The following is a 12201-nucleotide window of genomic DNA, read 5'->3' as shown; positions in this document are numbered from 1 at the left end:
TATTAAACTTACCTTATTATTGGTTATTATGATCTGCCTATTGTCTCGTCATAAAGAGACTAAAACAGTTGATATTATCTATGCTGAATTTATTCATAAAATGAATAAAAAAGCCATCACTATAGGTAATATTTTAGTTTATAAAAATGGCAAAATAATTTATAAAAATGCCGTTGGCTTAAGGGACATCCATACAATGGATTCTTTAACTGTAGATGCTCAATTTAGATTAGCCTCGGTTAGCAAGCAATTTACCGGAATGAGCATTATGAAATTAAAGCAAATGAAAAAACTAGAGTACAATCAAACAGTTGTCTCTATTCTTCCAAAATTTCCTTATCCGACGATCGCAGTGAAACAGCTTTTACATCATACTTCTTGAATTGCAGATTATGAACAATTATTAGATAAAAATTGAAGACCGTTAGATAGCACTAAGACATATATTTTAGGGAATAATGAAGTTATAGAAGTTTCTATCATGCAAACCCTCCTCTTAATTTTAAACCTGGAGAACAATGGGCATGCAGTAATACCGGTTATTTATTTTTAGCATCTATTGTTGAAAAAGTTTCTGGGATGCATTTTAGAGATTTTTAAAAAATACTATTTTTGAACCTTTACAAATGTATAAAACCCTACTTTAAAACTATCAAATTGCCCCAGACCGCAACATGACAAATCGTGTCTTCGGATATAAAAGAGCTTTAAATCAAGTTGATTTTGTAGAAAATGATTATAATTTAGTTAATGATGTAAGAGGAGATGGTGGTACTTATTCTACATTAAACGATTTATTTAAATGGAATCAAGCATTAGCAAATTATACAATTATTCCAAAAAGTTATTTAGAAGAAACATGGACATTTGGCGTTTTGACCAATGGAAAACTAACTAATTATGGATTTGGATGGGTAATTCAATCAAAATTAAAAGAACCAAAAGTTCTAAATCATTCAGGTGGCTGGGTTAGTTTTGACACTTATCTGCATACTGCAGTTGATGCTCAATATAGCTTTATTTTACTTACAAATAATTCAGACGAAAATTACGGAAGTATAGAGAATGGATTATCTAATATCATGGCAAATAAACCTTATCACATCCCTAAACTACAAATAGAAAGTCTAATGTCAAAAAAAAATTTATGAAGAAGATATGAGTACGGCAATTATAATCTATAAGGAATTGAAATTAGACACCGTAAATTACTCCACATTTGAAACAGCAATGAATACTTTAGGTTATCGATTATTTGCGGCTAATAAAATGATGAAGCTTTGGTTGTTTTTAAATTAACTATGGACGAGTACCAAAAATCTGCAAATACGTACGACAGTTATGGTGATGCATTGCTTGCAAAAGGAGATTCGATTGCAGCTCTTAAAAAATTTAAACAAAGCTTTGAAGTGGATAGCACCCTAACCTCTTCAAAAAATAAAGCAGTACAACTCGAGGCAATTCTATATTTAAAATAAATAACTCATTATGGTTCATTTATTTACGTCATATAATTTCACATGTATTTTTATCTTTAAAAATTTAAAACTGCATTCTTACTAAAAATTAACCGCATATAAAACCGCTCATCCCCTTTAAGTATTTGCATTAAATAGTGATAAATGATAAATAGGATATCAAAAAAAAAGGCTAATTTAAATGTACAATAAGGTAAGCACTTTTACTAATTGCAAGTATTTTCTTTCTAAACTTTTAGTGCATAAAATGAATACATCGCAGAAATACAAAAAACCCCAAACTTTAAAGTTTGGGGTTTTTTGTGTTAAGCCTGACCGGTTGGTCCGAAATTCATCGGAACTGGAGGTTGCTCATAATCTTTAATTTCTCCGTTTTGTTGTTCAAACTTTCGAACATTATCCGCTAATGCTTTTGATAATCTTTTAGCATGTTGAGGCGTTAAGATAATTCTAGACTTTACTTTTGCTTTCGGCACACCGGGCATAATATTGATAAAATCGACAATAAATTCTGATACCGAATGATTAATTATAGCCAAATTAGAATACGTTCCCTCGGCAATCTCTTGGTCTAATTCGATGTTTAATTGTCCGTCTTTGTTTTTATTTTCTTCCATAATGTATATCTTTAAATTCGTAATCGTTTGTTCTATAAAAGTTAGATAAACAAAAAAAAAGCTGAATTGAATAGTGTAAAGAAGTTACAATAAACAATTCAACTTTTAAATTTTAAACGCTTAAACGCTTATTTAGAAACCTTGTTCCATTTCATCTTTAGATCCAACAATTATATTGTCGTAAGCTCTCATTCCTGTACCTGCCGGAATTCTCTTACCAACAATTACATTTTCTTTTAAGCCCTCTAATGTATCTATCTTACCACTAACCGCAGCCTCGTTTAATACTTTTGTAGTTTCTTGGAAAGAAGCTGCCGAAATAAACGATTTTGTTTGCAGTGATGCTCTTGTAATACCTTGTAAAACTTGTTCCGCAGTTGCAGGCTTTGCATCCCTTGCTTCTACTAGATTTTTATCATTTCTTCTCAACAAAGAATTTTCATCTCTTAATTGACGAGCCGAAATAATTTGACCTTCTTTCAAGTTTTCAGAATCTCCAGCACTTTCAACAACTTTCATTCCGTAGATAGCATCGTTGTCCTGAATAAAGTCAATTTTATGAATTAATTGATTCTCTAACAATAAAGTGTCTCCAGAATCAATAATTTTAACTTTACGCATCATTTGACGAACTACAACTTCGAAATGCTTGTCATTAATTTTTACACCTTGTAAACGATATACTTCTTGTATTTCATTTACTAGATACTGCTGCACTGCAGATGGCCCTTTAATTCTTAATATATCTGAAGGAGTTGTTGCTCCGTCTGATAAAGGCATACCCGCTTTAATAAAGTCATTCTCTTGAACTAAAATTTGGTTAGAAAGTTTTACTAAATACTTACTAATATCTCCTGTTTTAGACTCAACGATAATTTCTCTATTACCACGCTTAATTTTCCCAAAGGAAACAACACCATCAATTTCTGAAACTACAGAAGGATTAGAAGGATTACGTGCTTCAAACAATTCTGTTACACGTGGTAAACCTCCAGTAATATCTCCTGCTTTACCAGATTTTCTTGGTATTTTTACTAATGTATGACCAGATTCTACCATCTGACCATCATCAATCATTAAGTGTGCTCCTACAGGTAAACTATAAGAACGTAAAGCATTACCATCTTTATCTTCAATGATTAAAGAAGCGATAATTTTCTTATTTTTAGAGTCGGTCATTACCTTCTCTTGAAAACCAGTTTGCTCATCAACTTCTACAGAGTAGTTAATACCTTGTTGTAAGTTGTCAAACTTCACTTTTCCTCCAAATTCAGAAACAATTACACCGTTAAATGGATCCCATTGAACAATAACATCACCTTTTTTGATGGTCTTTCTTTCCTTATCGAAAATTACAGAACCGTAAGGAATAATGTTTGTACTCTGTGTAATTCCTGTTTTCTTATCTTTAATCTTAATTTCTGCTGTTCTAGAAATTACAATATCTGTTGTTTTACCATCATTATCTTTACCTTGTACTGTTCGTAGGTCTTCGATAACAACATTACCATCAAATTTTGCAATTAACTTATTCTCTTCAGAAATGTTACCCGCAACCCCACCAACGTGGAATGTACGTAATGTTAACTGTGTACCTGGCTCTCCAATAGATTGCGCCGCAATTACTCCAACTGCTTCACCAATTTGTACTTTATTACGAGTAGATAAACTTAAACCGTAACATTTTGCACAAATACCTTTTGTAGATTCACATGTTAATGCAGATCTTACTTCTACACTATCAATGCCAGATCTTTGAACAGCGTCTGCTAATTTAGAAGTAATCGATTGATTTGCCTCTAAAAGAATTTCTTCTGTTAATGGGTGATAAACGTCTTGTAAAGAAATTCTGCCTTCAATTCTGTCTGATAAAGATTCTACAATCTCATCATTCTTCTTTAGGGGTGCAACCTCTAATCCTCTTAATGTACCACAATCTTCTTCGTTTACGATAACATCTTGAGAGACATCCACTAATCGACGCGTTAAATAACCTGCATCTGCAGTTTTTAAAGCGGTATCTGCTAATCCTTTACGCGCACCGTGTGTAGAAATAAAATATTCAAGAATTGATAATCCTTCCTTAAAGTTAGAAAGAATCGGATTCTCAATAATTTCACCACCACCAGCTGTAGATTTTTTAGGCTTTGCCATTAATCCACGCATACCAGTTAACTGACGAATTTGCTCTTTAGAACCCCTCGCTCCAGAATCTAGCATCATATAAACCGAGTTAAACCCTTGTTGGTCTTCACGCAAGTTTTTCATAGATAATTCAGTCAATCTGTTGTTGGTAGAACCCCAAACATCAATTACCTGATTGTACCGCTCTTTTTGCGTTAACATACCCATATTATAGTTTCCTACAATGATATCTACTTCTTTATTAGCAGCATCAATCATTGATTGTTTTTCATCTGGAATAATAATATCTCCTAATGAGAAAGATAAACCACCTTGAAAAGCAAATTTATATCCCATATTTTTAATTTCATCTAAAAAGTCTCCGGTTGTAGGAATATCTGTTGCTTTTAAAATAGCACCAATAATTCCACGCAAATTCTTTTTAGTTAAAACTTCATTTATATATCCTGCCGCAGGAGGCACAACTTCATTAAATAAAACTCTACCAACAGTAGTTTTTATAATTCTAGTTATGATTTCTCCTTCTTCATTTAAATCTTGAGTTCTAACTTTTATTCCTGCATTTAAGTCAACCATTTCTTCGTTAAAAGCAATCGTTACTTCTTCTGGCGAATAGAACGTTAAACCTTCTCCTTTAATAGGAACTTCTGGTGTAGAAATTCTTTCTTTGGTCATATAGTATAAGCCAAGTACCATATCCTGTGAAGGAACAGTTACTGGTGCCCCATTTGCAGGATTTAAAATACTATGAGAAGCCAACATTAATATTTGTGCTTCTAAAATAGCTTCTGGTCCTAATGGTAAATGAACGGCCATTTGATCTCCATCAAAATCGGCATTAAAGGCAGTACACACTAGTGGGTGTAATTGTATTGCTTTACCTTCAATTAATTTTGGTTGGAATGCTTGTATACCAAGTCTGTGTAAAGTAGGTGCTCTGTTTAATAAAACAGGATGCCCTTTAATTACATTTTCTAAAATGTCCCAAACAACTGGTTCTTTTCTATCTATTATTTTCTTTGCAGATTTAACCGTTTTTACAATTCCTCTCTCAATTAATTTTCTAATTACAAAAGGCTTGTAAAGTTCAGCTGCCATTTCTTTCGGAATACCACACTCTGAAAGTTTTAATTCTGGACCAACAACAATTACAGAACGTGCGGAATAATCAACACGTTTTCCTAACAAATTCTGACGGAAACGTCCTTGCTTCCCTTTTAAAGAATCTGATAAAGATTTTAAAGGTCTGTTAGATTCCGTTTTTACTGCTGATGATTTACGTGTGTTATCAAATAATGAATCTACAGATTCTTGCAACATACGTTTTTCATTACGTAAGATTACTTCAGGAGCTTTTATCTCAACCAATCTTTTTAAACGATTGTTTCTGATAATAACTCTTCTGTATAAATCATTTAAATCTGAAGTCGCGAAACGACCACCATCTAAAGGAACCAAAGGACGTAATTCTGGTGGAATTACGGGAACAGCCTTCATAATCATCCATTCTGGCTTGTTCTCTCTATTCTTTTGAGAATCTCTAAACGCCTCAACAACATTTAAACGTTTTAAAGCTTCCGTTTTACGTTGTTTAGAAGTTTCAGTATTTGCTTTGTGTCTTAACTCAAAAGACAACGCATCTAAATCGATACGCGCTAATAAATCAATTAAACATTCAGCTCCCATTTTTGCAATAAACTTGTTTGGGTCTGCATCTTCTAGGTACTGATTTTCTTGTGGAATTTCATCCACAATGTCCAAATATTCTTCTTCTGTTAAGAAATCCATTTTTTGTAATGGCTCTCCTTCTACATTTTTTGCAATACCTGGTTGTATTACTACGTATCTCTCATAGTAAATAATCATGTCTAACTTTTTAGATGGCAAACCTAAAAGGTACCCCATTTTGTTAGGCAATGACCTAAAGTACCAAATATGAGCAACAGGAACCACTAAATTAATGTGCCCCACTCTGTCTCTACGTACCTTCTTTTCAGTTACTTCTACACCACATCGGTCACAAACGATTCCTTTGTAGCGAATTCTTTTGTACTTTCCACAAGCACATTCATAATCCTTTACAGGACCAAAAATACGCTCACAAAACAAGCCATCTCTTTCTGGTTTGTGCGTACGGTAATTTATAGTCTCTGGCTTTAACACCTCACCTTTAGATATTTCTAGAATAGCTTCTGGTGACGATAAACCAATCGATATTTTGTTAAACTTTTTTACAGTGTACTTTTCTTGTTTTCTTGCCATGTCTTTTAATGAGTATTCAATATTCAGTTGGCAGTATTCAGTATCCAGTATTCAGAAGCAGACTGCTCACTGAATACTGATAACTGTATACTAAAATTATTCTTCTAATCTAACGTCTAAACCTAAACCTTTCAATTCATGCATTAATACGTTAAATGATTCTGGTAAACCTGGTTCTGGCATCGCTTCACCTTTTACAATACTTTCGTATGTTTTAGCTCTTCCCATCACATCATCAGATTTTACGGTTAAGATTTCTCTTAAGATACTTGATGCTCCATAAGCCTCCAATGCCCAAACTTCCATCTCTCCAAAACGTTGACCACCAAATTGCGCTTTACCTCCTAAAGGTTGTTGCGTAATTAATGAGTAAGGACCTATAGAACGCGCGTGCATTTTATCTTCAATCATGTGCCCTAACTTAATCATATAGATAATTCCAACCGTTGCGGGCTGATCGAAACGTTTACCCGTTCCACCATCATATAAATAAGTATGTCCAAATCTAGGTACTCCAGCTTTATCAGTAATCTCATTAATTTGATCTAAAGATGCTCCATCAAAAATTGGCGTTGCATATTTAGTTCCTAATTTTTGACCTGCCCAACCAAGAACAGTTTCATAAATTTGACCAATGTTCATACGAGAAGGTACACCTAATGGATTTAAAACGATATCTACAGGAGTTCCGTCTGCTAAGAAAGGCATGTCTTCTGCTCTAACAATACGAGCAACAATACCTTTGTTTCCGTGACGCCCAGCCATTTTATCACCTACTTTTAACTTACGTTTTTTAGCAATATAAACTTTTGCTAATTTTAAAATTCCAGCTGGTAACTCATCACCTACAGAAATTGTAAATTTTTGACGACGTAAAGAACCTTGCAAATCATTTACCTTAATTTTATAGTTGTGAACTAGTTCACCTACTAACTCATTAAGCTCTTTATCTGTAGTCCAAGAACCTGTTAAATGCACATAATCATCAACAGAATTTAACATTTTAAGGGTATACTTTTTACCTTTTGGTAAAACTTCCTCGCCTAAATCATTAAATACTCCTTGAGAAGTTTTTCCACTAATTAAAGTAAATAACTTATCTATTAATTCGTCTTTTAAGCTTTCAAATTTTCCAATAAAAGAAGACTCTAAAGTAGCAACCGCCTCTTTATCTCTTAATCTCTTATTTTTATCTTTAACAGCTCTTCTAAATAGTTTTTTATCAATTACCACACCTCTTAATGATGGCGAAGCTTTTAAAGATGCATCTTTTACATCGCCTGCTTTATCACCAAAAATAGCACGTAATAATTTTTCTTCAGGAGTTGGATCAGATTCTCCTTTTGGTGTAATCTTACCAATTAAGATATCCCCAGGATTTACTTCTGCTCCAATTCTGATCATTCCATTTTCATCTAAATCTTTGGTAGCCTCTTCAGAAACGTTCGGAATATCATTAGTTAACTCTTCAGTTCCTAATTTTGTATCTCTTACGTCCAAAGAATACTCGTCAATATGAATCGATGTAAATATATCTTCACGAACAACTTTTTCGGAAATTACGATTGCATCCTCAAAGTTATACCCTTTCCAAGGCATAAAGGCTACTTTCATATTTCTACCTAAAGCTAGTTCTCCTTTTTGTGTTGCATACCCTTCACAAAGAACTTGACCTTCTTCTACTCTATCACCTTTTTCAACAATCGGCTTTAAGTTAATAGAAGTACCTTGGTTTGTTTTTCTGAACTTGATTAAGTTATAAGAAACTTCATCAGAATCAAAACTAACCATTTTTTCCTCTTCAGTTCTATCATATTTGATTGTGATCATGTTCGCATCTACATACGTAACCTCTCCTGCACCCTCTGCATTAATCAAAATTCTAGAATCCTTTGCAACTCTGCGCTCTAAACCTGTACCAACAATCGGAGATTCAGGACGTAATAAAGGGACTGCTTGACGCATCATGTTAGATCCCATCAATGCACGATTGGCATCATCATGTTCCAAGAAAGGAATTAAAGACGCCGAAATAGAAGCAATTTGATTTGGCGCAACATCCATCAAGTTTATCTTATCTGGAGTAACCACAGGAAAATCGCCTTCCTCACGCGCAATAACTCTATCTAAAACAATAGTACCATCTTCTTTTAACTCTAAATTAGATTGGGCAGTTTTCATACCTTCCTCTTCTTCAGCACTTAAGTAAACGGGCTCGTCTTTTGATACTACACCATTCTCTACTCTTCTATAAGGCGTTTCAATAAAACCTAAATTATTCACCTTTGCAAACACTGCAAGTGAAGAAATTAAACCAATATTTGGTCCCTCTGGAGTTTCAATAGGACATAAACGTCCGTAATGTGTATAATGAACATCACGCACCTCAAAACCTGCTCTTTCTCTAGACAAACCACCAGGTCCAAGTGCAGATAACCTACGCTTGTGTGTGATCTCTGCTAATGGATTTGTTTGATCCATGAATTGAGATAACTGGTTGGTACCAAAAAATGAATTAATTACAGATGATAATGTTTTTGCATTAATTAAATCGATAGGAGTAAACACTTCGTTATCACGCACATTCATACGTTCACGAATTGTTCTTGCCATACGCGCTAAACCAACACCAAACTGACCTGCTAATTGTTCACCAACCGTTCTTACACGTCTATTTGATAAGTGATCAATATCATCAACCTCTGCTTTAGAGTTGATTAGTTCAATCAAATACTTAATAATCGTTATGATATCTAATTTTGTTAAGACTTTCTGATCAATCGGCTCGTTTAATTGTAGTTTAGTGTTCATTCTAAAACGCCCCACTTCCCCTAAATTATAACGTTGTTCTGAAAAGAATAACTTATCTATAATACCTCTTGCAGTCTCCTCATCTGGCGGTTCTGCATTACGTAATTGTCTATAAATATGTTCTACAGCTTCTTTTTCTGAATTTGTAGGATCTTTTTGTAACGTATTATGTATAATAGCATAATCTGCCATATCGTTGTCCTCTTTATGAAGTAAAACGGTTTTAGCACCTGCCTCTATTATTTCATCTATATGTTCTTTATCTAAAATAGTATCACGATCAAAAATAATTTCATTTCTTTCGATAGACACAACCTCACCAGTATCTTCATCTACAAAATCTTCATGCCAAGTTTTTAAAACTCTAGCAGCTAATTTGCGACCTAGTACCTTTTTTAATCCAGCTTTAGAAACCTTAATCTCTTCTGCAAGATCAAAAATTTCTAAAATATCTTTATCTCTTTCAAAACCAATGGCTCTAAATAATGTTGTTACTGGTAATTTTTTCTTTCTATCAATATAAGCATACATTACCTGATTGATATCGGTAGCAAATTCAATCCAAGATCCTTTAAAAGGAATAACTCTTGCAGAATATAACTTTGTACCGTTTGCATGGAAAGATTGCCCAAAAAATACACCAGGTGATCTGTGTAATTGAGAAACAACAACACGCTCTGCACCATTAATTACAAAGGTACCAGAGTTTGTCATATAAGGAATTGTACCTAGGTAAACATCTTGAACAATAGTTTCAAAATCTTCGTGTTCTGGGTCTGTACAATATAGTTTTAGCCGTGCTTTTAAAGGCACACTGTGTGTTAGACCTCTCTCAATACATTCTTGAATTGAATATCTTGGTGGATCTACAAAGTAATCTAAAAATTCTAATACAAACTGATTTCTTGTATCTGTAATAGGAAAGTTATCCATGAAGGTTTTATACAAACCTTCTTCACCTCTTTCTTCTGCCTTAGTTTGAAGTTGGAAAAAATCTTGAAAAGACTTTACCTGAATATCCAAAAAGTCTGGATACTCCTTAATCATTTGAGAAGTGGCGAAATTGATTCTTTCAGTAGTGTTTTTCGTTGCCAAAAGAGAATATTTTTTTGATTAAAATCTGAATTAAAATAAAGAACGAATATATACACAAAATGGTTTAGGACCAGAAATATGAATTTCCAGTACCTAAACCTAAATTTGTTGTCCCGCCACGCGAGGCGTAGTCAGGATTGAAAGCTTATTTAAGCTCTACTTCAGCTCCAGCTTCTTCTAAAGATTTTTTAAGACCTTCTGCCTCATCTTTAGATACACCTTCTTTTACTGCTGCAGGAGCGCTATCTACGATACCTTTAGCTTCTTTTAAACCTAAACCAGTTAATTCTTTAACTAATTTTACTACTGCAAGTTTAGAACCACCTGCTGCTACTAAAATTACGTCGAATTCAGTTTGCTCTTCTACCTCTTCACCTGCTGCTGCTGGTCCTGCTACTGTTACTGCCGCTGCTGCTGGTTCGATACCGTACTCATCTTTTAATATAGTCGCTAATTCATTAACTTCTTTTACTGTTAAGTTAACTAATTGCTCTGCGAAATCTTTTAAATCTGCCATTTAAATTGTTTTTAAAAATTTTGTTTATTATAGTTTATTTGTGCGCGTACTTATTTTTCAGATAAAGTTTTAAGAATACCTGAAAGTGTCTGACCACCAGATTGTAATGCTGAAATAACATTCTTAGCTGGCGATTGTAATAATCCGATGATATCTCCAATTAACTCTTCTCTAGATTTAATATTTACTAAAGCGTCTAATTGCTCATCACCAATATATATAGACTCTTCTGCAAAAGCACCTTTTAATAAGGGTTTTTTAGATTTTTTTCTAAAGTCTTTAATTAGTTTTGCTGGAGCATTAGCGGCTTCAGCAATCATCATTGATGTATTACCTTTTAATACTGTTGGAAGCTCACCAAAATCTTTGTCTGATGCCTCCATTGCTTTTGCAAGTAATGTATTCTTTACAACTGATAACTGAACATCTGCTCTATAACATGCTCTACGTAAATTAGAGGTAGCTTGTGCATTTAATCCTGAAATATCTGCTAAATATAGTGTGTTCGTTCCTGCTAATACTGCTGTTAAATCTTGTATTACTTGTGATTTCTCTTCTCTAGTCATAATTATAAGTTTTAACGTATTAAACAGTTTTCACCTCAAGAGCAATACTAGGACTCATAGTACTAGACATAAAAACGCTTTTTACATACGTTCCCTTTGCAGTTGTTGGTTTCAATTTAATAATTGTTTGTATTAGCTCGTTTGCATTCTCCTCAATCTTTATAGCATCAAAAGATACTTTTCCAATTGCAGCATGTATAATACCTGTTTTATCAACTTTAAAGTCAATTTTACCAGCTTTCACATCCTGTACAGCTTTTGCAACATCCATCGTTACAGTACCTGTTTTTGGATTAGGCATTAAACCTCTTGGACCTAAAATTCTTCCTAAAGGACCTAATTTACCCATTACACTTGGCATTGTGATAATTACGTCTACATCTGTCCATCCTCCTTTAATTTTCTGAAGATATTCATCTAATCCTACATAATCTGCACCAGCTTCTGTAGCTTCTGCTTCCTTATCCGGAGTTACTAATGCTAAAACTTTTACATCTTTACCAGTTCCGTGTGGTAGTGTTACCACACCTCTAACCATTTGATTTGCTTTTCGAGGATCTACTCCTAAACGTATTGCTAAATCTACTGATGCATCAAACTTTACGTTAGTAATCTCTTTGACTAGCACTGAAGCCGCCGCTAAATCATACGATTGAGAACGATCTAGTTTTGCGTGCGATTCTTTTTGCTTTTTTGTTAATTTTGCCATT

General features: G+C 33.7%; 10 protein-coding genes and 1 pseudogene. 5 read left to right on the top strand and 6 right to left on the bottom strand.

Annotated elements, in window-relative coordinates:
* The first annotated feature begins 28 nt into the window (after window positions 1-28).
* The 5 genes and pseudogenes from ES044_RS19170 to ES044_RS18415 all read left to right on the top strand — a co-directional run bounded on the left by ES044_RS19170 (window position 29) and on the right by ES044_RS18415 (window position 1478).
* Window positions 29-382, top strand: coding sequence for a serine hydrolase domain-containing protein (locus ES044_RS19170; RefSeq protein ID WP_147117936.1), 354 nt, complete (start codon window positions 29-31; stop codon window positions 380-382).
* 113 nt (window positions 383-495) lie between these two features.
* Window positions 496-600: pseudogene (locus ES044_RS19410) on the top strand (hypothetical protein); the annotation flags it as partial.
* A 74-nt stretch (window positions 601-674) separates the two neighbouring features.
* On the top strand, window positions 675-1151 hold the full coding sequence (locus tag ES044_RS19165) for a serine hydrolase (protein ID WP_147117937.1): 477 nt from the start codon (window positions 675-677) through the stop codon (window positions 1149-1151).
* A 7-nt stretch (window positions 1152-1158) separates the two neighbouring features.
* On the top strand, window positions 1159-1299 hold the full coding sequence (locus ES044_RS18420; RefSeq protein WP_189663167.1) for a hypothetical protein: 141 nt from the start codon (window positions 1159-1161) through the stop codon (window positions 1297-1299).
* A gap of 2 nt (window positions 1300-1301) precedes the next feature.
* Window positions 1302-1478 carry a hypothetical protein gene (locus ES044_RS18415; protein WP_189663168.1) on the top strand — a complete coding sequence of 59 codons (177 nt, stop codon included), beginning with the start codon at window positions 1302-1304 and terminating at the stop codon, window positions 1476-1478.
* A 305-nt stretch (window positions 1479-1783) separates the two neighbouring features.
* Here the strand turns inward: ES044_RS18415 and ES044_RS02465 are convergent, their stop codons facing one another.
* The 6 genes from ES044_RS02465 to rplA form a co-directional block, all read right to left on the bottom strand.
* Window positions 1784-2095, bottom strand: coding sequence for a DUF3467 domain-containing protein (locus ES044_RS02465; protein WP_147117938.1), 312 nt, complete (start codon window positions 2093-2095; stop codon window positions 1784-1786).
* 132 nt (window positions 2096-2227) lie between these two features.
* Entirely contained in the window at window positions 2228-6502 is a 4275-nt protein-coding gene (rpoC, locus tag ES044_RS02460) for a DNA-directed RNA polymerase subunit beta' (protein ID WP_147117939.1), read from the bottom strand.
* Window positions 6503-6598: 96 nt separating this feature from the next.
* Window positions 6599-10408 carry a DNA-directed RNA polymerase subunit beta gene (gene rpoB, locus ES044_RS02455; RefSeq protein ID WP_147117940.1) on the bottom strand — a complete coding sequence of 1270 codons (3810 nt, stop codon included), beginning with the start codon at window positions 10406-10408 and terminating at the stop codon, window positions 6599-6601.
* Window positions 10409-10553: 145 nt separating this feature from the next.
* Window positions 10554-10925: a 50S ribosomal protein L7/L12 gene (gene rplL, locus ES044_RS02450; protein WP_147117941.1), complete on the bottom strand. Its 372-nt coding sequence runs from the start codon at window positions 10923-10925 to the stop codon at window positions 10554-10556.
* 50 nt (window positions 10926-10975) lie between these two features.
* Window positions 10976-11491 (bottom strand): 50S ribosomal protein L10, encoded by a 516-nt coding sequence (rplJ, locus tag ES044_RS02445; RefSeq protein ID WP_147117942.1) that lies wholly within the window; start codon window positions 11489-11491, stop codon window positions 10976-10978.
* Between the two features lie 19 nt (window positions 11492-11510).
* A complete protein-coding gene (gene rplA, locus ES044_RS02440) occupies window positions 11511-12200 on the bottom strand; it encodes a 50S ribosomal protein L1 (protein WP_147117943.1) in 690 nt (229 codons plus the stop codon).
* Between the last annotated feature and the right edge of the window lies 1 nt (window position 12201).

The organism is Polaribacter sp. IC066, from assembly GCF_007997085.1.
Taxonomy (GTDB): domain Bacteria; phylum Bacteroidota; class Bacteroidia; order Flavobacteriales; family Flavobacteriaceae; genus Polaribacter.
The sequence above is the reverse complement of the archived record's forward strand: the minus strand, read 5'-3'. Positions and strand labels throughout refer to the sequence as shown.